This window comes from Streptomyces albospinus (genome assembly GCF_014648695.1).
GTDB lineage: Bacteria > Actinomycetota > Actinomycetes > Streptomycetales > Streptomycetaceae > Streptomyces > Streptomyces albospinus.
Genome location: NZ_BMRP01000054.1, coordinates 1 through 20,322 on the forward strand (window position 1 = coordinate 1; position 20,322 = coordinate 20,322).

Annotated in this window: 18 protein-coding genes; 7 read left to right on the top strand and 11 right to left on the bottom strand. The window is 73.5% G+C overall.

The genetic code is table 11. The features are described from left to right. Positions 1 to 249: 249 nt before the first annotated feature. The 3 genes from IEZ17_RS36415 to IEZ17_RS36425 form a co-directional block, all read right to left on the bottom strand. Positions 250 to 1,869 carry a transporter gene (locus IEZ17_RS36415; RefSeq protein ID WP_189307853.1) on the bottom strand — a complete coding sequence of 540 codons (1,620 nt, stop codon included), beginning with the start codon at positions 1,867 to 1,869 and terminating at the stop codon, positions 250 to 252. Then, positions 1,866 to 2,681 carry an ABC transporter ATP-binding protein gene (locus IEZ17_RS36420; RefSeq protein ID WP_229852988.1) on the bottom strand — a complete coding sequence of 272 codons (816 nt, stop codon included), beginning with the start codon at positions 2,679 to 2,681 and terminating at the stop codon, positions 1,866 to 1,868. Before IEZ17_RS36420 ends, IEZ17_RS36415 begins: the two co-directional genes overlap by 4 nt. Positions 2,682 to 2,798: 117 nt before the next feature. Next, positions 2,799 to 3,470 (bottom strand): bifunctional DNA primase/polymerase, encoded by a 672-nt coding sequence (locus IEZ17_RS36425; protein WP_189307857.1) that lies wholly within the window; start codon positions 3,468 to 3,470, stop codon positions 2,799 to 2,801. Between the two features lie 478 nt (positions 3,471 to 3,948). Here IEZ17_RS36425 and IEZ17_RS36430 point away from each other — a divergent pair, with 478 nt between their 5' ends. Both IEZ17_RS36430 and IEZ17_RS36435 read left to right on the top strand, forming a co-directional pair. Continuing rightward, positions 3,949 to 5,343, top strand: coding sequence for an NsdA family TPR-like regulatory protein (locus tag IEZ17_RS36430; RefSeq protein WP_189307859.1), 1,395 nt, complete (start codon positions 3,949 to 3,951; stop codon positions 5,341 to 5,343). Positions 5,344 to 5,601: 258 nt separating this feature from the next. Beyond that, a complete protein-coding gene (locus tag IEZ17_RS36435) occupies positions 5,602 to 7,476 on the top strand; it encodes a hypothetical protein (RefSeq protein WP_229852987.1) in 1,875 nt (624 codons plus the stop codon). Between the two features lie 45 nt (positions 7,477 to 7,521). Here the strand turns inward: IEZ17_RS36435 and IEZ17_RS36440 are convergent, their stop codons facing one another. Beyond that, complete coding sequence (locus IEZ17_RS36440; protein ID WP_189307861.1) at positions 7,522 to 8,868, bottom strand: ABC transporter substrate-binding protein; 1,347 nt, start codon at positions 8,866 to 8,868, stop codon at positions 7,522 to 7,524. A 171-nt stretch (positions 8,869 to 9,039) separates the two neighbouring features. On the opposite strand from IEZ17_RS36440, the gene IEZ17_RS36445 reads away from it, so the two are divergent. Together IEZ17_RS36445 and purU are read left to right on the top strand one after the other, a co-directional pair. Then, a complete protein-coding gene (locus IEZ17_RS36445) occupies positions 9,040 to 9,498 on the top strand; it encodes an SCO4402 family protein (protein WP_189307913.1) in 459 nt (152 codons plus the stop codon). 58 nt (positions 9,499 to 9,556) lie between these two features. Next, a complete protein-coding gene (gene purU / locus IEZ17_RS36450) occupies positions 9,557 to 10,447 on the top strand; it encodes a formyltetrahydrofolate deformylase (RefSeq protein ID WP_189307863.1) in 891 nt (296 codons plus the stop codon). Positions 10,448 to 10,540: 93 nt separating this feature from the next. Here the strand turns inward: purU and IEZ17_RS36455 are convergent, their stop codons facing one another. After that, a complete protein-coding gene (locus IEZ17_RS36455; RefSeq protein ID WP_189307865.1) occupies positions 10,541 to 11,986 on the bottom strand; it encodes a zf-HC2 domain-containing protein in 1,446 nt (481 codons plus the stop codon). Next, a complete protein-coding gene (locus IEZ17_RS36460) occupies positions 11,983 to 12,639 on the bottom strand; it encodes a sigma-70 family RNA polymerase sigma factor (RefSeq protein WP_189307867.1) in 657 nt (218 codons plus the stop codon). Before IEZ17_RS36460 ends, IEZ17_RS36455 begins: the two co-directional genes overlap by 4 nt. 586 nt (positions 12,640 to 13,225) lie before the next feature. On the opposite strand from IEZ17_RS36460, the gene IEZ17_RS36465 reads away from it, so the two are divergent. Beyond that, positions 13,226 to 13,600, top strand: a complete 375-nt coding sequence (locus tag IEZ17_RS36465; protein WP_030087372.1) for an STAS domain-containing protein — start codon at positions 13,226 to 13,228, stop codon at positions 13,598 to 13,600. 44 nt (positions 13,601 to 13,644) lie between these two features. Here the strand turns inward: IEZ17_RS36465 and IEZ17_RS36470 are convergent, their stop codons facing one another. From IEZ17_RS36470 to IEZ17_RS36480, 3 genes are all read right to left on the bottom strand, one after another. Continuing rightward, a complete protein-coding gene (locus IEZ17_RS36470; protein ID WP_189307915.1) occupies positions 13,645 to 14,790 on the bottom strand; it encodes a sensor histidine kinase in 1,146 nt (381 codons plus the stop codon). Between the two features lie 89 nt (positions 14,791 to 14,879). Next, positions 14,880 to 15,542 (bottom strand): response regulator, encoded by a 663-nt coding sequence (locus IEZ17_RS36475; RefSeq protein WP_189307869.1) that lies wholly within the window; start codon positions 15,540 to 15,542, stop codon positions 14,880 to 14,882. 321 nt (positions 15,543 to 15,863) lie between these two features. Then, on the bottom strand, positions 15,864 to 16,196 hold the full coding sequence (locus IEZ17_RS36480) for a hypothetical protein (protein WP_189307871.1): 333 nt from the start codon (positions 16,194 to 16,196) through the stop codon (positions 15,864 to 15,866). 114 nt (positions 16,197 to 16,310) lie between these two features. Here IEZ17_RS36480 and IEZ17_RS36485 point away from each other — a divergent pair, with 114 nt between their 5' ends. Further along, positions 16,311 to 17,561: a helix-turn-helix domain-containing protein gene (locus tag IEZ17_RS36485; RefSeq protein ID WP_189307873.1), complete on the top strand. Its 1,251-nt coding sequence runs from the start codon at positions 16,311 to 16,313 to the stop codon at positions 17,559 to 17,561. 29 nt (positions 17,562 to 17,590) lie between these two features. On the opposite strand, the gene IEZ17_RS36490 is transcribed toward IEZ17_RS36485, so the two are convergent. Further along, positions 17,591 to 18,616: a hypothetical protein gene (locus IEZ17_RS36490; protein WP_189307875.1), complete on the bottom strand. Its 1,026-nt coding sequence runs from the start codon at positions 18,614 to 18,616 to the stop codon at positions 17,591 to 17,593. 173 nt (positions 18,617 to 18,789) lie between these two features. After that, positions 18,790 to 19,260 (bottom strand): plasmid transfer protein KilB, encoded by a 471-nt coding sequence (gene kilB, locus IEZ17_RS36495; RefSeq protein WP_189307877.1) that lies wholly within the window; start codon positions 19,258 to 19,260, stop codon positions 18,790 to 18,792. Positions 19,261 to 19,394: 134 nt separating this feature from the next. Here kilB and IEZ17_RS36500 point away from each other — a divergent pair. Continuing rightward, positions 19,395 to 20,322, top strand: a 928-nt coding sequence (locus IEZ17_RS36500) for a serine/threonine-protein kinase (protein ID WP_189307879.1), incomplete at its 3' end; no start/stop codon positions are given.

The window sequence follows — 20,322 nt, forward strand, 5'->3', positions numbered from 1 at the left end:
GAGCCTGCCAACGGGAGCCCGCCAACGGAGCCTGCCAACGGGAGCCCGCCAACGGAGCCCGCCAACGGAAAACCTTCAGCGAAAGTCCGTCAGCGAAAGTCCGTCAACAGGAACCCGTCAACGAGATGCCGTCACCAGGGCGGCGCATCAACGGCGCCCCCCTCAGCCCCGACCAGCGCCCACTGGCGCCTCGCCTTCGCCCCCACCGAGGCCCCGCCTTCGCCCCCCACCGGCGCCTCGCCTTCGCCCTCACCCCTTGCTGACCGCCGCCAGGATCTCCGGGAGCCGGGCCACGACCCGGGGAGCCGCGAGGCGCATACCCAGGGCCGCGATGCCGAGCCCGTACACCGCGCCGGCCGGCAGCAGCACCCACAACAGGCTTTGCATGCCCGCTATATGGAGCCAGAGGGTCAGCGCGAGCATCGGGAGGTTCAGCACGGCGGCCGTCAGGAAGCCGCCGAAGAGGCTGATCCAGGCGATGCCGGCCTGGCCGGGTGCGACGTTCTTGTTGCCCTCGGAGGGGATCGAGTACGGGAAGAGCGCCGAGGCCATCGCTCCCGTGGCCAGCAGCCCGCCCAGCAGGGCCAGCGAGAGGCCGTAGACCTCAGGGAAGGCCGACCAGGGACCGACGAAGGCCGCGGTGCCGAGCACGACCAGCGTGACGTACGGGACGGCCACCAGCGCCAGTGTCAGCGCACGGGCGCGCAGTTCGTGATGCGCGTCCCGCGGGCTGGAGATCGTCGAAGCCACCATCCAGAACGCCGAGGTGTCCTGCCCGAACTGGTTGTACATCTGCATCCCGATCAGCGCGGACGCCGAGAAGGCGGTGTAGATGCTGCCGTGGCCCTGGACGGCGTTGACGATGGGCACGAGAAGGCCGACGCCGAGCGCCGTCGCCCAGGACATCTTCGACTTCGGGTCGCGCCAGGCGTAGCGCAGCGCACGCAGCATGACCGTGCCCGTACGACCGCCCGGCAGCAGCCGAGCGAGGCCGCGCTCCTCGCTTCCGGAGCGGCGGGCGCTGTTCTTGTCCGCGGTCTGGAGGGTGGAGGAGTCCGGCGCCGTCATCAGGGTCGTGAGGGTGCGCTGCCACCACCAGAGGAGCAGGGCCAGCGCCAGCACGGTCAGTGCGAGGCCGGCCGCCGCGCGCCCGTAGGCGCCGTGGCCGGCGTCGTCCACCGCGCTGATCGCGGAGGCGGGCGGCACCCAGCGCAGGACGTTGCCCAGCGGCTCCAGTACGGACAGGCCGTCCGGGCGGCCCAGCCGGCTGGCGGCGATATTGACGCCCTGGGCGCCGACCGCGATGAACAGGCCGCTGAGCACGGCGAGGTCGCGGCCCCGGCGGCTGGTCAGCAGCCGCACCGAGGCGGTGGCGACGGCCCGTGCCAGGGTGACGCAGACGAGCACCACGAGGACGGCGGCCAGTACGCCGATGGCTGCGCCCGCCGCCCCGTGCGCGACCGCGATCACCGAGCCGGTGACCAGGGCGAGCGTGAAGACCGGGCCGATGCCGACCAGGGACGCCACCAGCAGCGAGCGGACCAGCGGTCGCGGTCGCAGCGGCAGCATGACCAGCCGGGTCGGGTCGAGGGTCTCGTCACCCGCGGGGAAGAACAGCGGCATCACCGCCCAGGCGAGGGTGAGGATCCCGGTGATCAGGACGGTGAGCGCGCCGGCATGGGCGTTGCCGCGCAGTGCGATCTGCGCGGCCACCACACCGACGGCGAGCGCCAGCGCACCGATGAAGGAGATGACATACGCGGCGGTGCGCCCCGCGGACTGGCGCAGGCCGTTGCGCAGCAGCGTCAGCTTGAGCCGTATGAAGACGGCGGTCGGGGACGTGGGGGCGGGGGCTGCTGCGGTGCTCATCGGGCGCCGCCGCCCAGCCAGTCCAGGTTCTTCCCGGCGCCGCGGTTCGCGCCGACCAGCTCCAGGAAGGCGTTCTGCAACGAGGGCGCATCGCCGCGCACTTCGGCGATCGGCCCCTGCGCCCGGATGCGCCCGGCGGCCATCACCGCGACCCAGTCACACAGGGACTCGACCAGCTCCATCACATGGCTGGAGAAGATCACCGTCGCGCCGGAGGAGGTGTAGCGCTCCAGGACGCCGCGGATGGTCTGCGCGGAGACGGGGTCGACGCCCTCGAAGGGCTCGTCCAGGAAGAGGATCTCGGGGTTGTGCAGCAGCGCGGCGGCCAGCCCGATCTTCTTGCGCATGCCCGTGGAGTAGTCCACGACGAGCTTGTGCTGGGAGCCGGACAGGTCGAGGACGTCCAGCAGCTGGTCGGCCCGCTTGTCGACCTCGCTCCCCGGAAGGCCGCGCAATCTGCCTATGTAGCCGAGGAGTTCGCGTCCCGACAGCCGCTCGAAGAGGCGCAGCCCCTCGGGCAGGACGCCGATCCGGGACTTCACGGCCACCGGGTCGCGCCAGACGTCGTGCCCGCCGATCTCGACCAGCCCGGAGTCCGGCCGCAGCAGGCCGGTCACCATGGAGAGAGTGGTGGTCTTGCCCGCGCCGTTGGGGCCGACCAGGCCGATGAAGTGGCCCGCGGGCAGCGTCAGATCGATGCCGTGGACGGCGGTCTGCTCGCCGAACCTCTTCCACAGGCCCTCGATGCGGACAGCGGGCGGGCCGTCCACGGCACCGCCCGAGGTCGCGGCCGACTCGTCCTGTTTGTGCATTTCTTCCGGTTTGCTGGCCACGGCCTGCCCTTCGACGTCCCCGCAGGGGTCCGGTCGTGACCCCCGTCCGCGTTCCACGATACGGGCAGGCGCCGACACCCCGCGGGGGGCTGTGGATCAGCGGCTCCGGGCCGCCGCCGCATCGCGCGCGCAGGCGTACGCCAGCGGGCTGATCAGCTCCTCCGCATCGGGCAGCCAGCGGTTGCTCGCGGTGGGGCGGCGGGCCCACTGCACCGAACCGTGCGGCCCCATGCGCGTCGGCGGCGCGGCGATGTACTCGCCCTCGCCGCGGCAGATCAGGTCCAGGGCGGCCGGCGCCCAGCCCAGATTCCGGACCATGTCGGGCACCTTCGCCGAGGCGCCGGGCAGTACGAGGAAGAGCATCCGGCGGTCGGGGGTGCGGGTCACCGGGCCGAGCGTCAGCCCCATCCGCTCCATACGGGCCAGCGCCAGGCAGCCGGCGGTCTCGGGAACGTCGAGCGCCTCGAACGTCCGGCCCGTGGGCAGCAGGATCGACGCGCGCGGCTGCTTGCTCCACATCCGGCGGACGGCGGAGGCGGTGCCGCTGGCCAGGCCGGCCCAGCCGGGCGCGGTCGGATGGGCGCCGGGCGAGGTGCAGTCGGCGGCGTCGCACGAGCAGCGCGGCCGTTCGTCGTCGTGCTCCAGCCATGCGCCGGGGAACACGTCCCAGTGGCGTTCTTCCGCGTAACGCACCGCAGTGTCGAGCAGCTGCTCGCCGCGCTGCTTGGGGATCTGCGAGGCTCCTGTGACTCCGATGGTCTCTTCCACGCAGATGACAACTGCCCCTGTCACCAACGGTTACGGCCGAATGGGTGACAGCCCCGGCGCATCGTTCTCGCACGTGGGGCGCATGGATGCACCGATGGGGGCGCGTATGCGGCCGGGGGCCGGGGAGCGGGTAGCCACCTGCATGACGGGCGGAGAGGCCGCCCGGCGGCAGCCCGCGGGCAAAAGGGGAGCTCTGCGCCGCGGCGCCGCGACCGGTGCACGGACACCGCGCGCCTTCCCTTCTCGCGGATCAGCGCTTCACACCTCGGACTTCGGCCGTGGGGCTTCGCATGACGACGCACGGGTATCGCGCATATCGCTCGTATCCCGTGCGTCTGCTGCAAAGCGCCCGGCCCCGGTTCGTACCGCGCATATCCAGGATGTCCCGGATATCCGGGATATGTGTGGGGAATTGATCGCGAGGAACGGCGTTCGCCGGTGAACGCGCAGCAGTAACAGCAGTACAGGGGGTACAAGCATGGCCGCCAGGCCACTCGTCGCGCGCCAGCCCAATGAGCGGCTGCAAGCGCTCATCCAGGAAGCCGCCTGCTCCAATGCGGGGCTGGCCCGCCGCGTCAACATGTGCGGTGCGGAACACGGTCTCGATCTGCGCTACGACAAGACCTCCGTGGCCCGTTGGCTGCGCGGGCAGCAACCACGGGGCCGCGCCCCGGCCGTCATCGCGGAGGCGCTGGGCCGCAAACTGGGCCGTACGGTCACCATCGACGAGATCGGGATGGCCGACGGCAAGAACCTCGCGTCCGGGGTGGGTTTGCAGTTCTCGCCGACCGTCCTCGGAGCCATCGAGCAGGTCTGCGAGCTGTGGCGCAGCGACGTCGGGCGACGGGACTTCCTCAGTGGCTCGACGGTCGCGGCCTCCGCGCTCGTGGAGCCCAGCCGGGACTGGCTGATCACCGGGGCGGACACCCAGGTCGCCCGCAACGCCGGTGCCAGAGTGGGCATTTCGGACGTCGCTGCGGTGCGCGCCATGACGACGGCGCTCAGTGAACTCGACCACCGCTTCGGCGCCGGGCACGTCCGGCCGGTCGTCGTGCACTACCTCAACAGCGTCGTCTCCGGCCTGCTGGCGGGCTCGTACCGCGAGGCGGTCGGGCGGGAACTCTTCGCCGCCGTCGCGCGTTTGACGGAACTGGGCGGCTACATGGCCGTCGACACCGGCCAACCGGGCCTGGCGCAGCGCTACTACATCCAGGCGCTGCGGCTGGCGCAGGCGGCCGGCGACCGCGGCTACGGCGGCTATGTGCTCGCCGCCAGCATGAGCCACCTGGCCGCGTCGCTGGGCAATCCGCGGGAGATCGCACAGCTCGCGCGGGCCGCCCAGGAGGGCGCGCGGGGCCAGGTCACGCCCAGGGCGGAGGCGATGTTCTGCGCGGCCGAGGCCCGCGGGCACGCCCTGCTGGGCGACGGCCGGGCGTTCCAGGCGGTGGCCGGCCGGGCGCTGTCCGCGATGGAGCGCGCCGAGGCGAGCGTCGGCGCGGGCGACGACCCGGATTGGATCGGCCACTTCGACCGGGCGTATCTGGCCGATGAACTGGCTCATTGCCACCGGGACTTGGGGCAGCCGGGGCCCGCCGGGCAGCGGGCCCGGGAGGCGCTCGACGGCCATCCGGCGGGCCGCGCGCGGCGGCGGGCCATCGGGATGGTGCTGCTGGCCAGTGCCCAGGTGCAGCAGCGCGAGATCGAGCAGGCATGCCATACGGGCACGCAGGCGGTGGAGCTGCTGACCGGGCTGCGCTCGGACCGGGGCTCGGAATATCTGGACGACTTCCAGCAGCGTTTGGAGCCGTATCAGGACGAACCCGTCGTAAGGGAATTCGCCGCACGGATGGAACTGCGCGCCGTGGCGGCGTGAGCAACGCCTCAGGGGCGCCGGAGAAGAGAGCGGAGGCACGAGGAAAAGGACGGAGAGGACGAGGGCGCGCGAGGCGCGTTCGGCCCTCCGTTGCGGGGGCGGACCGGTATTCCGGTCCGCCCCGTACGCGGGCGGCGCGCCCGGGCGGCGCCCACGGGGGCAAAGGGGGTGGTGACCTGGACACGTGGTCGAACGTTGCTGCGACCCGGTAGCGTGCAGCCGACGATCCCGTAGGTCTGCACGATGGTAGGAGTCCCGGTGACGCAGAGCGGACAGGGTCACGACCCGCAGAATTCTGCGGCCGGCCCGGCCAGAGAGGGCGTAGTGCTGCCCGCCGGTGGAGGCGGCGACGCATGGGTGCCCGCCCAACAGGCCGCGCCGCCGGCCGGCCAGCCGTGGGGCCAGCCCTGGGGCCCCGGCCAGCAGCCGCCCGGGCAGCAGCCGGAATACGGGCAGGGCCAGTCGCAGCCGTACGGGCAGGCGCCGGGCCACGGCTTCCCCTCCGCCCCGTCCCAAGGGAAGCACGCGGCTGCCCCGGCGTCGGCCCCGCTCCCGGAGGCATCGCCGCAGCAGCCCGCCGCACCCCTGCCGCAGCAGCCGCTGCCACCGCAGAACCAGGGCTTCCCGCAGGGGCAGCAGCCGCTGCCGCCCATGCCGTCCGCGCCGCCGCAGCAGGCGTCCGGGCAGCCGGCCCCGGAGCCCGCCGCCGCGCAGCAGGCCGGTGCGCCGCTGCCGCCCGCCGCCGCGGACGCCGAGGCGACCGCCCTCATATCCTTCGGCGCGCAGGCCCCGCAGCCGGCCCCCGCCGACCAGAGCGCGCCCGGCGCGCACGCGGCGCCTTCCGGTGGCCTGCCGCCCGAGAGCGGACCGCACGCCGCCGCCCAGCAGCCGGACCCGTACGGTCCGCAGGCCCCGGGCCCGTACCCGGCCGCCTCCGGCGAAGTGGTCCGTGCGACCCGGCAGGCAGGTGCGCCGCTGCCGCCCGCCGCCAACGAGGCGACCACCTTCCTCACCCCCGTCGCCGGCCGCCCCGCCGGCGCCCCCGGTGCCGCCCCGCTGCCGCCCGAGGCGGCCGGTGAGTCCACCCAGCTGCTGCGGCCGGTCCGGCAGAACCAGGGCCCGGCGCAGGGGCAGCCGCTGCCGCAGTCCGCGCCGATGCCCGGCGCGGTGCCCACGGACGGCTCGGAGGCCACCCAGCTGATCCCGCCGGTCGGCGGTGGCGCCACGCCCGCCCCGCAGCCCGGTGCCGCCGCGTACGGCGCCCCCGGCGCTCACGGCGACCGCCCGACGCCCGCCGAGTTCGAGGGCCTGTTCCGCGCCGAGCCGGCCGCGCCGGGCGGCGTCCCCGCGCCGGACGCCACCGCGCAGCTGCCGCGCGTCGAGGACCCCGGCCGCCCCGCCTACGGCCAACACGGCGGCTACGGCCAGCAGTTCCCGCCCGGTGGCGGCCTCGACCAGCCCGCCGCCTACGAGGGCGGCGGCGGCCGGGGGCGCGGCAAGCTCCCCCCTGCCGTGATCATCGGCGTGATCGTCGTGGCGCTCGCGGGCGCCGGCCTCGGCCTCGGCTGGGCGCTCAGCGGCGGGAGCAGCGGCGGCGACGACCCCGGCAAGAAGCAGGACCCCGGCACGAGCACCGCCAAGTCGGCGAAGGACGACGGGTCCAAGACGGCCGGCGACCCGGCCGAGGCCCAGGCCAAGGGGCTGGACGCGCTGCTCGGCGACAGCAACAACAGCCGCTCGTCGGTGATCGGCGCCGTGCAGAGCATCAAGAGCTGCACCAATCTGGACGGTGCGGCCAAGGACCTGCGGTCCGCCGCCGGACAGCGCAACGACCTGGTCAAGCGCCTCCAGCAGCTCCCCGTGGACAAGATCCCGAACAACGCCGCGCTGACCGCCGCGCTGACCAAGGCATGGCAGTCCTCGGCCGCCGCGGACAACTCCTATGCGGCCTGGGCCGACAAGGCGGCCGGCAAGGAGGGGTGCGACGACGGCCACCCCAAGGGCGGCAAGGAAGCCTCGCAGGGCAACGCGGCCAGCGGCGACGCGACCACGGCGAAGCAGCAGGCGGCCGGCATCTGGAACCCGATCGCCCAGAAGTACGGCCTGACGCAGCATCAGCCCGAGCAACTGTGAACCACCGCACGGGCGAGGCGGCTTGTCCGGCCGCCCGGCCTGGCGTCAGTCGCCGGTGTCCGTGCGCCGCCGCTCCAGCGTCGTGGTGACGTTCACGAAGCCGTCCTGGGCGGCGACCAACTCGCCGTTGCGGACGACCTGATACGTCACCATGCCGTTGACGATGCGCGGGAAGTCCGTGACGGCCAGCATGTCGTCGCCGCGCCAGCGCAGCTTCGGCGTGAGTCCGCCGGTGTCGATGGCGCGGTCGCCGCGGTCCAGGGTGGTCTGGATGGCGTGCGCGGTGATGTCCTCGACGCCCGCGTCGTCGAGCTGCTGGATCACCGCGCGCAGCACGGTGTAGGCGATCCAGGTCGTCTGGACGCCCTGGTCGGCCGGGTCGATGCGGCTGTCGTTGAACGCTTCCTCGTTGATGACCCGGCGCATCGGCAGCCAGCGCGGATCGCCGGCGACCGGGTACCAGCCGGTGATGTCCGCGCCCTCCAGCGGGCCGGTGGCGCCGCCCGTGCGGTTCACCGTCGACTGGTCGACGCTGCCCAGTACGGACGCCACCCGCACCTTGGGGCTCTCCTCCTGGAGCCGCCGGAAGGAGTCGAAGAAGGTGTCCGTGTGGTCGCCCAGGGAGGCGGACACGCAGGAACCGGTCGCCTCGCCGCCCCCGGCCGCCGTTCCGTAGACGGCCGGGTCCGCGCCTACCGCCTTCAGGGCGGCGGCCACCTGGGTCGAGTAGTCGGTGCCGTCCTCGGGCGCCTTGACGTCCCGGGCCGGGCTGCGGCTGCCGCTCTGTAGCCCGGCGTCGAGCAGCGACGGCATCTGGTCGCCCTGGATGCTGTCCGGGCGGACCAGCGCCACCCGCTTGCAGTCGCCGGCCAACTGGCGCCCGTTCCCGGCCAGGAGGGCGGCCTGGCCGCCGTTGACGGGGTACGAGAGCGGGCTGGCGAACTCCTCCTCGGAGGCGCCGTACCCGCCGATGTACGGGATGCCCGCGACCTCCAGCGGGGACATGAACGAGCGGCCGTACTGGCTGTACGAGCCGACGACCGCCACCGCGCCCGCGTCCACCGCGCGCTGGGCGCACCGCGTGGCATCCGCCGAGTCGTTGTGCTCGTTGCAGGTGAGGACCTTTAACGGGTGGCCGGCTATCCCGCCGTGCGAGTTGACCCAGCGGGCATACGCCTCCGCCATGGCCGGCATACCCGGCATATTGGTCGTCTTGGTGCCTTCCGGGGCCCAGGTCATCACCGTGACCGGGTCCTTGTCCCCGGAGTCCGCTCCTGGGATGGAGCCGCAGCCCGAGAGCAGCGACGCGACGACCGCCGTGCACGCCGCCGCGGAGGCGACCGCGGAGGTGTGGGGGAAGGGGCGGGGGGAGGGGCGTCGCCGTCCGGTCATGACTCCGCAGCCTGCCGCTCCGCCCGGAACGAGTGAGTGACGTCCGGGTAACGAGTGGTGACGGAGGGGTGAACTCCGGGGGGCCGCTTGAGATCATCGGGGCGGAACGTACGATCGAATGCTGTGCAAGGTTCGGAGAAGTCTTCCCGTCGCGGGCGCCGCTCGACCACCATGGGCGGTATGCCACTCACTGACATGCCGTGGTGGCGCTGGCGCAGCAATGTGCGCTCCGCGCTGCACATGCTCTCCGACCCCGTCTTCCAGCAGCAGACCTGGCTGCCCGGTCGGCCCGGGTACGGAGACGTCACCGACGCCGTCTACCGGCTCGTCGAGGACACCTGGCTGGACAACTGGTCCGCCGACAAGTACATCGGCACGATCTTCCGCGACGCCCACGAGGCGCAGCTGGTCGACGCCGCCGTGCTGCGGGTGCTGCGGATCATGCACCAGGTGGGGGCCGACGCCCCGGTCACCGCGTACATGGAGCACCCCGGCTGGCCCGACGCCGTACGGGCCGCCCGCGAGGCGCATGTGCACCTGGCGGTGGCGGACGGCGAGAATCCGGACACCGTCCCGCACTCCCTCGAAGCGCTGGCCGTCATGACCGGCCCCGTGCAGGCCCCGATGTGACCGCTTCCCGGGACGCCCCGGTCCGGCCCCGTCCGCGGATATGCGACCCTATGAGGTCATGAGCGAGTCGCAGCCCACCCAGCCCGGTCAGCACGATCACAACGACCAGTACGTCCTCACCCTGTCCTGCCCGGACAAGCAGGGGATCGTGCACGCCGTGTCCAGCTATCTCTTCATCACCGGCTGCAACATCGAGGACAGCCAGCAGTTCGGCGACCGGGACACCGGGCTGTTCTTCATGCGCGTCCACTTCAGCGCGGAGGCGCCGGTCACCGTCGAGAAGCTGCGGGCCAGCTTCGCGGCGGTCGGCGACTCCTTCGCCATGGACTGGCAGATCCACCGGGCCGACGAGAAGATGCGGGTCGTCCTGATGGTCTCCAAGTTCGGGCACTGCCTGAACGACCTGCTCTTCCGCTCCCGGATCGGCGCGCTGCCGGTCGAGATCGCGGCCGTGGTCTCCAACCACACGGACTTCGCCGAGCTCGCCGGCTCGTACGACGTCCCCTTCCACCACATCCCGGTCACCCGCGACACCAAGGCGGCGGCCGAGGCCCAGCTCCTGGAGCTGGTGCGGAACGAGGGCGTCGAGCTGGTCGTGCTCGCCCGCTACATGCAGGTCCTCTCCGACGACCTCTGCAAGGCCCTGTCCGGCCGCATCATCAACATCCACCACTCCTTCCTCCCGAGCTTCAAGGGCGCCCGCCCGTACCACCAGGCGCACGCCCGCGGGGTGAAGCTCATCGGGGCCACCGCGCACTACGTCACCGCGGACCTCGACGAGGGCCCGATCATCGAGCAGGAGGTCGAGCGCGTCGGCCACGAGGTCACGCCGGACCAGCTCGTGGCGATCGGCCGGGACGTCGAGTGCCAGGCGCTGGCGCGCGCCGTGAAGTGGCACAGCGAGCGGCGCGTGCTGCTCAACGGAAGCCGCACGGTCGTCTTCGCCTGACGGATCCGCATCACGGCGGCACGGCCCGTCCCGTAGCCCGGGGGTACCCGGCCACGGGGCGGGCCGTGCCCTGTGCGGGGCGCGGCCGGCCGCTCAGAGGCGGGACAGCGCCGCCGTCGCGAACAGCACGTCGCGGATCGCCTCGCGCTCGCCGTCCTGCCCCACCGCGGTCTCCTCGGGGGAGATGTGCCCGGCGGCCAGCTGGCAGAACTCGTCGCTGTCCAGGGCGATATGGGCGACGGTGAACTCCGGCGAGCCCAGCGCCGCCGGGGAGTCCAGGGCTATGTACCAGTGGCCGCCGCCGTTGCCCTCGACCTCCAGATGGAGCGTGCGGCCCGGGGTGCCGGCCGCCACCAGCCCCTGCGGCGGCGCCGCGAGCCCGGCCCGCCGCCGGTCGGCCAGCGCGACGGGCAGCAGCCGCGCGGCCAGGTCCACCAGCAGGTGCAGATGCCCGGACGCCGGCGGCTCGTACGGATAGTCCACCGCCTCGGCGATGTCCCCGGCGTGCACCCAGCACTCGAAGGCGCGGTCCAGGAAGGAGTCGCGCAGGGCGAGGCTGAACTTGCCGTAGGGCACGTTCAGTTCGGCGGCGCCGCTGCCGGCGAAGGAGGCCGTTCTTATCAGCGCCTGGCTCTGTTCGCGCCACGGATCGTGGACGGCGAGCGGGCCCGTCTCCTCGCCCGCGGTGTGCCAGTACGCCTCGGTGCGGCGCCGCGGGCTCGGGGTGTCCGGCGGGGCCGCGGCGCCGAGCGGATCGGGCAGCCCGAGGGCCGTCGCGACCAGCCCGTCCACCGCCATCAGATGCCCGATGACCCCGCCGACCGTGGTCTCGCGCTCGACCGGCCGCTCACCGTCGAACCAGCGCAGCCGCACCGGCGCCCGCCACTCCGCCTCGCCCATGTCCCGCAGCAGCGCGTCCAGTTTGGCGGTCTCCGCGTCGTACGGCGTCGCCCACTCGGGCACCGGGATGCGCGCCGGGCGGCGGCCCAGGCAGCCCTCCAGCACCCGCGAGCGCAGCAGCGGATCGAGATCGAGGCTGTCCGCGGGATGCAGCAGCCCCACCGCGTCGCGCAGCCGCAAGGCCTCCTCCGCGCAGGCGGCGCAGTCGGTCAGATGCTCCTCCACCGCGGCCGTCTCCTCGGGCGAGCAGGCGGCCAGCGCCCAGGCGCCGAGCAGCGACTTGAGCACCTTGTGCGGCGGGGCGCCGCCCGGAGCGGGGAGGGGCGGATGGCGGCGCGGGTCCCGGTCGTCGGTCACGGGGTCGTCATCGCTCTCGTACTCCGGATCGACGTCGTGGGGCGGGGCGGGGTCGGGCTCCCGGGCGGTACCGGGATCCGGGGCGGGGTCGGGCTCCGGCAGGCCGTGCGGGAGGCCCGTGGTGGCGTCGCCCACCAGCTCGGCGAACGGCGCGGGCGGGAGGGGCGGGGCGTCCGGCAGCGGACCGTGGTCCTCCGCGGCGGGACGCGGTGACGGTATCCGCGGCCGTTCACCGTGCCCTCCGGGGTGCTCCCGGCCGTCCCAGTCGTCCGGGCCCGTCACAGCGGCCGTCCGGGGCCCGGACCGGGCGGTGAGTACGGGGCCCGCGAGGGACGCGCGGGGCGCGCCCCCAGGGAGGCGGTGCGGCTGAGCGGGACCGCCGGCAGGGCCTGGTGGTTGTGCGCGGTGGACAGCAGCTGGAGGCCCAGGCGGAGCCGGCGCCGCGCCTCGTCCTCCGTGACGCCCAGGTCGGCGGCGGTCTGGCGGTAGTCCCGGCGCTGGAAGTACGCGAGCTCCAGGGCGTCCCGGAGCGGGGCGGGCATGGACGTGACGATGTAGTCGGCGCGGGCGGCCGTGGAGGCTTCGTGGATCTTCCGTTCCATCTCGGCGGGCGCCGGGGCGTCCTCGCCGCAGTCGCGCGCCGAGTCGGCCTCCGTCTGGCGCAGCCGCTGGACGGCCTGCTGGCGGGTGATCCCGGCCACCCAGGAGCGCAGCGAGCCCTGCTTGGGGTCGTACGCGTCCGGGTGCTCCCAGATGTAGCCGAACACCTCGCGGGTGATGCGGTCGGCGGCGTCCCCGTCGTCCAGGACGCGGTGGGCGAGGCTGTGCACGAGCGAGGCGAAGCGGTCGTAGAGCTCACCGAGCGCGGCTGCTTCGCCGCGGGCGAGCCGCTGCTGCATCCGCCTGTCCCAGCGCGGTGGTGCGTCGTGTCCCATGGGACCCCCATCCCTGCCCGTCGCGGCCGGGCTCACACCTCGGCCGCCGCCTCTCACCGTGACCCGTTCCGTCACTCCCGCTCACTCTCGTACCCGCGCGCGTCCCTCCGCTCACGATCGCCGGTGCCTCACCCGATCCGGCGGGCCACCGGATCCCGTCCGCCTGCCGTATGCGGTCCGTACGCACGCCGTGACACCGAATGTAGTGCGCGGGTCCGACACCGCATGCGCCTTTGCGGCAAAGCCCGCCGTGAGGGCGATACGGATGGTAAGGGCGTGATGACGGTGTGGTGGTGATTCCCGATCACGCCTGATCGAATCCGGAGAGGCTGCGCTGGAAGCCGGTTGAAACGGAATGATGCGGACCGTTCATGCGCGTTTCCACCCATGTGTTATGCGTGTGTGACCGGTTGCGGGCGGAAACCCGTCACCCCATGGGCATAGCCTTACGAGGGAACGGCCTGCCACGCCAAGGATCCGGAAGAGTTTCGGGGGAGAGAGGCCGGGCAGCCGAGCCGGGGAAGGGTGGGTTCCGAATGCAACCGGGGCGCATCCGGTCCGAAAGCGAGCGAAAGGCTTCGAGCGCGTGTCGTTGAAGGTGGCAGAGGACGAGAAGGGCCCCTGGGCCGTACTCCAGGTCTCCGGCGAGATGGACCTGGTCACGTCGCCTGCGGTGCGCCAGCACGTGCACGACGCGGTGGCCGACGGCCGGCGGTCCCTCGTGCTCGATCTCTCCGAGGTCCGGTTCTGTGATTCCAGCGGTGTCGGCGTACTGATCGCCGCCCGCCGCCTGATGCGCTCCTGTCAGGGGCGGCTGCGGCTGATCCTGCCCGCCCAGGGGGCCGTCGACGGCTCCCACGTCAACCGCGTGCTCGCCGCGCTCGGCGTCCGCCGGCTCTTCGAGGTCTACCCCGATCTGCGCACCGCGGTCGACGAGGCCGCCGCGCCGCTGTCCGCCTGAGGCACCGGGCGCACTGCGCGGCCCCCGGAGGCCCGCCGGTCCCCTCACCCTCTCCCGTACGGGAATTCCGCCCGTACGACGAAGCCGCCGTCGGACGTGGGGCGCGCCTCCAGCGTCCCGCCCAGGCTCTGCGCGCGCTCCCGCAGCCCCACCAGGCCGTGGCCGCCCCCGGGCAGCGCGGGCGCCGTCGCCGTGGCATCCGGCGGCCCGTTGCGGATCTCCACCCGCAGCCCCGCTTCCGCCCCCTCCGCGGCATCCGCCGGCTCCAGGGTGTCGATCCGGACCCGCACCCGGGCCCCGGGCGCGTGCTTGCGGACATTGGTCAGCGCCTCCTGGACGGTGCGGTACGCGGCCCGCTCCACCGTCCCCGCGCCGCTGGGCCGGCCCGCCCCCGCCACGGCACCGCCCTCGTACGTCACGTCCAGCGCGCTCATCTCGATCAGGCGCGGCAGCTCGTCCAGGTCCGGCTGCGGCGCCAGTTCACGCGCCTCCTGCGCGTCGCCGCCGGCCGCCCGCAGCACACCGACCATGTGCCGCAGCTCCTCCAGCGTCCGGATCGACAGCTCGCGGATGGTCCGCGCACCCGTACGGGCCGCCTCGTCCGCCGTGCTGACCTGTACGGCGCCGGCCTGGAGGCTGATCAGGCTGACCTGATGGGCCACCACGTCGTGCATCTCGCGGGCGAGCCGGGCGCGTTCGGTGGCCTTCACCCGCTCCGCCAGCAGCCGGTCCTCGCGGCGCATGCTGCGGGTCAACTCCTCCACGCGGGACGCCAGTTCGCGGCGGGTGCGGACGAGCAGGCCGAGCGCGATCGGCGCGGCGGAGGTGACCGTGGCGTCGATCAGGACCAGGGTGTTCTCGCGGTACGCGGTCGGCTGGAAGTCGGAGATCGGGTACGGGAGGAAGTGCGCGGCGATCAGCAGCAGCGCGCAGCCGGCGAGCCGGGCGCGGCCGGGCCGGCGCGCGGCGAGGGTGTAGAGGGCGATCATCGGCGCGAACCAGATGTAGCCGATGTAGAGCCCCGGCAGGGTGACCAGGAACACCAGCAGCGGCCAGCGCCGGCGCAGCAGCAGCGCCGCCGCGGCGACCACCGAGACGCCCAGTTCCAGGGCCATTCCCAGGCCGTTGACCAGCAGCGCGTCGGCGATCGAGAGCAGAACCGGCACGACGACCGGGCCGATCCGGCGCAGCCACCGGGCCGTGCGGCCGCGGGCGAGCGCCCGGCCGCGGTCCCGCAGCGCCCGCCCGCCGCGAATCCGGGACGCACCGCCCCCGGATGTCACCACGCCCCCCGCGGATCCCCCGCCACCAGCCCCGCACGGTCGGCGACGATGGCCGCCTGGATGCGGTTGATGCCGCCCAATTTGCCCAGCAGCGCGCGCACATGGTCCTTCACCGTGCTCGGCGCCAGCCCCATCCGGTCCGCGATCTGCGCATTGCCCAGCCCTTCGCCGAGCAGCGCCAGCACCTGCGACTCCCGCGGTGTCAGTCCGCTGACCGCCCGGGTCGCCGCCGCCTGGTCCTCGGCCGTCAGATAGCCGCCGATCACCGCCCGGGTCACCCCCGGGTCCAGTACGCTCCCGCCCGCCGCCAGCGTCCGTACCGCCCGCACCAGTTGCTCCGGATCCGAGTCCTTCAGCAGAAAGCCGGCCGCGCCTTCCCGGAGCGCCGCCGTCAGGTATTCCTGCGCGTCGAAGGTCGTCAGCATCGCCACGGCGGGCGGCTCCGGGGCGGCGCGCAGCCGGCGCAGCACGGTCAGCCCGTCCACGTCCGGCATCCGGATGTCGAGCAGGACGACCTCCGCGCCGCACCGCAGGACCGTCTCGACGGCCTCCGCGCCCCCGCAGTCCGCGACCATCTCGATGTCCGGGGCGGTCCCCAGAATCATCCGCAGCCCGGACCTGACGAGCCGCTCGTCATCCACCACAGCGACACGGATCACCGGCCGCCCCTTTCTCCTTCGCACCCATCCGAGCCCCCGGAACCGCCCGGCGCTGCGCGACTCCGTCCCCCTGCCGACGGGTCCCCCTTGCGACGGCCCCGCACCCCCGCCGACCGGCGGGGGTGATCCCGCGACCTGCGGACGATGTCGCGGGGAGCACCCGCGGGCAGAGTGGTTCTCATGCTGCACCACTGAAGAGGCCACAAGCCCAGGACGCGTTGCAGTTCACATCGACGGCCGCCGCGGCCCCCACACGCGGCGGCCGTTCCTGGCGTGCGGGGGCGGCCCGGAGGGGGACCTCTCCCGCACGGCCACGGAGGCTCAGGAGGCCCGGTGGCCGCCGTCTCCGCCGCCGTCCTCGTCCTCGGCGTCCGCCAGCCGTTCACCTCGGCTCTCCGCGACGCGTACGGCGTCGTGCAGCGCCGTGCTGAGCTGTGCCGACAGGAACCGCAGCTGCCGCGCGTCAGCCGCCGGATCGTCGATCATCGCCCGCGCGTGCTCCAGCAGCCCGGCCCCCATGCGCAGTTGCAGTGCCTCGACCTCGTCGGCACGGCGGGAGACGAACCCGCCGCCCGCTCGGTCGGTGAGCAGATAGCAGGGCTGGCCGTCGGGCCCGTTCCAGGGGAGCAGGCGGGGGGTGCACGGGGTGGTCATGGGGGGCCTCCAGTTCACGGCGGTTGCGGAGTTCTCGACTCCTGCGAGACCCTCGCGCCGATCGCCGCCCGAACCCATCCCAACTCCCTATAGGGCCGCACTATATTAGGGGACATGGGTGATTTCGCCGCCGACCTCTGGTCCCACCCTCGGCTCATGGCCGCCGTCGCCGACGAGGACTGGGGCGCCGTCTTCCGCGCGTACCGGCGGCTCACCGGCGTCAGCCAGATGACGCTCGGAGAGCGCGTCGGGCTGGTACAGCCGGACGTCTCGGAGATCGAGCGGGGGCGGCGGCGGGTCACGTCGGTGGAGGTGCGGCAGCGCATCATCGCCGGGCTCGGTATCCCGCCGGAGCGGCTGCCCGGCACGGCGGTGGGCGCGGACGCCTTGCCGGTGCCGGGGCTCACCTTCGCGGGCATGGCTCCCGACGAGGATCTGCTCGCCCGCGTCACCACAACCGTGGACGGCGTCCACAGCGTCGATGCCGCGACCCTGGACTGGCTGGACCGCCTGCTGGCGGAACACCGCAGGGCCGAGGACTTCATCGGCTCCGGCCCGCTCGTCGAGGTGATGGGCCAGCAGCTGCGTACGGTCGTGAAGCTCTACGCGGGCGCGCGTGGCCCGTTGGTGGACCGGGTGGTGCGGCTGGCCGCCGAGCACGCCCAGTTCCTCGCCTGGATGGCGCAGGACCAGGGCCAGTCGGCAGCAGCGCTCGCCTGGTACGACCGGTCCCACGAGTGGGCGCTGGAGGCCGGGGACGCCGACATGGCCGCGACGACGCTCAGCATGAAGGCGCACATGGCCTGGTCCGGCGGCCGGGGGCGGCGCTGCGTACGGCTAGCGCAGGCCGCGCGATGGTCGGCGCCGGGTGCGTCGCTGGGCGTACGGGGCATGGCCGCCCAGATGGAAGCCCGTGGCCATGCGCTCAACCACGAACCCGATGACGCCCGTCGCCTCCTGGACGACGCCCAGGCCCTGATCGGCCGCGCCACCCAGCACCCCGAGGACGAGCCGCCGTGGATGTACTTCTACGACGAGACCTGGTTCACCCTCCAGCACGGCATGGCCGCCATGCACCTGAGCGACTGGCCGGCCGCCACCCGGCACATCACGACGGGCCTGGACGCCCTACCGCCCAACTACCGCCGTGACAGGACCTGGTATCTCTCGTGCCTGGCCCACGCCCACGCCGCGGCGGGCGAAGCCGAACAGGCGCTGACCGCGGCCCTGGCAAGCGTCCCCGACGCATCCGGCGTCGGCCGCCCGCACGCCTGGAACGAACTGCACACCACGGCGGCGGTCCTGCTGCGCCACGGCGCTCCCGAGGGACGCGAGTTGACGGACGCGCTCAGGGCGTACGACTGACGGCACGCGAGGCGACGTCGGTCCACCCGTCACCCGTCCGCCGCCGCCCCTGCGCCGCCCCGCTCCCCGTACGCCTCCGAGGTGCCGAATCCCCGCCCCGTGGCCAGGACGACGACCGAGGTCATGGCCGCCAGGTCGTAGGCGGTCGTGGCCATGGAGAGGGCGCCCTCGGGGGTTTCGAAGGACTGGTTGAAGAAGTCCGTCACGGTCAGCCAGACGACCGTGCGGACGGTGAGGTAGAGCTGCATCGCCGCGAAGACCAGGAGCGCGCCGCGGATGTCGCGGCGGGCGCGGAAGGCCAGTGCGCCGAGGACGAGGAGGACGACCACCGAGCTCACGGTGGTGAATTCGCCGGACGCGGCCAGGTTGAGGGTGCCGAGGACCGAGCCGTCGACGATGCCGCGGAGGTAGCGGGCGGTGTCCATACCGGGCGTCGTCAGGGCGCTCACGGTCAGGGCGAGGCGGGCCAGGCCCATCAGGAGGAACAGGGCGCCGCAGATGCGGGAGAGGCGGCGGGGGCGTCCCTTGGGGGGCGACGCGGTCCCGCGGCCGGACCGCCACCCCTCCGTCGCCGGGAACATGGCGACCGGCACGGTCACGGCGACCACCAGTCCCAGTGCCCTGGTCGCCAGCACCCAGCCGCCAAGGGGGTCGGTGCTGTACTGGTCGCGGTAGGCGGCGTCGAAGAGTCCGACGCCCTCGCGTACGGAGAGGGCGAGGAGGAGGAAGCCGCACAGGAGGGCGGCGGTGCGGGCCAGGCGGCGGTGGGCGAGGGCGAGGCCGGCGGTCGTGAGGAGGGCGGCGGTGAACGCCCATTCCCAGGGGCCGACCAGTTGGGACGCGGGGGAGGCGCCGGGGTTGAACAGGCCCTCGACGAAGTCCCGGACGGTGCCGCCCCCTTGGACGATGCCGTAGACCGTCCAGCCGGTGAGGGCGCTCGCGTAGAGGGCCAGGAAGAGAGCAGCGGTGTGGTAGGCACCGTGGTGCTCCGGTGCGGCGCGGGCCGGGTCAGGGCCCGGACGGACGTCGAGCGCTGCGCCGTCCTGCATCGCCATGGCCGATCCCCGTTCCCGTGCTGCTTGTTGCCGTGCCGCGGTGTCCGCCGCCTCACTTTGTCAAGGACGGGCGGAGGGGCGGGGGAGGTTCCACCCCGTGTGTCGTGAGTTGATCATGGCGTATGGGGAGGTGATCGGGTAAGGGCGGGGGCGGAACGGGCCGCCGCGTCCGTTCACCGCATGCGGCGGGCCGTCGCCGCCACGAAGTCGCGGATGCCCCGGCGCGTCGTGGCGCGGAGTTCCGTCAGGGTGTCGCGGTCCTCGGCCCAGTGGATCTCGGTGACATCGGCCATGATCTGCTCGGTGCGGTCCAGTATTTCCGGGTCGTCGGTCACCATCTGGGCGCGGAACATGGCCTCTTGGGCCGCGTAGCGGGTCTTGTAGACCTCCTCCCGGAGCTCGGGGGAGTCCTCGTCGCAGCGGTCCTCCTCGTGGACGACGAACCAGCGGTGCACGAGGACCCGGCGGTAGTCCAGGAGCGCGCCGGCGTAGGCGCAGTACGCGTCGATGCGTTCCTGGCGGAGCCGTTCGGCGCGGGTGAAGCGCTCGCGGCGGTCGGCGGTCCGGCTCTGGAAGACATGGGTGACGGCCGACCCCAGCAGGGTGCCGAGGACGGCGACGACACTCGTGATGACTGCCTCCATGAGGGCAGTGGATCATGGCGGGCGCCGGCCGGGTGCGGCTTTCGGCGAACCCGGGGTAACCCGGCGGTCGTTCGGCGGGGTGACGGCTCCCGCCCGGCCCCGCCCGCACCGGCTCCGTGCGGCAAGATAAGGCCATGGGGATCTTCGGGGGCGAAGGCCGGTTGATCGGTGGGCGGTACCGCCTGGGCATACGGCTGGGCCGCGGTGGCATGGGGACGGTCTGGCGTGCCACGGACGAACTGCTGAACCGTCAGGTCGCGGTCAAGGAACTGCACTTGGACGAGGATTCGGCCGAACCCGAGGTGCGGGCGCAGCGGGACCGGGCGATGCGCGAGGCGCGTACGGTCGCCCAGGTCAAGCATCCGAATGTGATCGTGGTGCACGACGTGGTCGAGCAGGACGGCCGGCCGTGGATCGTGATGGAGCTGGTGGAGGGCCCCTCGCTGGCCGACCGGCTGGCCGGCGGCGGCCCGCTGGCGCCCCGCGAGGCGGCCCGGATCGGGATCGCGCTGCTGGGCGCGCTGCGCGCCGCGCACACCCGGGGCGTGCTGCACCGCGACATCAAGCCGGCGAACGTCCTGATGGAGAACGGCACCGGGCGGGTCGTGCTGACCGACTTCGGGATCGCCCAGGTCCCGGGCGTCACGACGCTGACCGACACCAACGGCTTCGTCGGCTCGCCCGAATACACCGCGCCCGAGCGGATGTCCGGCCGCGGCGCGGGCCCGGAGGCCGACCTCTGGTCGCTCGGGGTGCTGCTGTGCGCCGTACTGAGCGGGGTGACGCCGTTCCGCCGGGACTCGATGGCCGGTGTGCTGCACGCCGTCGTGTACGACGAGATCGAACTCCCCGAGGAGGCCCGGCCGTTGCTCGCGGTGGTCGGCGGCCTCCTGGAGCGCGATCCGCAGCGCCGGCTGGACGTCGCCGAGACGGAGCGGCTGCTGCGCGGCTACCTCCGTTCGGGGCGGGCGCCGGAGCGCGGCGGCACGGGCGGGCACTGGGGTTTCGGGTCCGGGCCCGGCCACGGCGCGGGGCGCGGCAGGGGGCGGGGCGGCGGCTCTG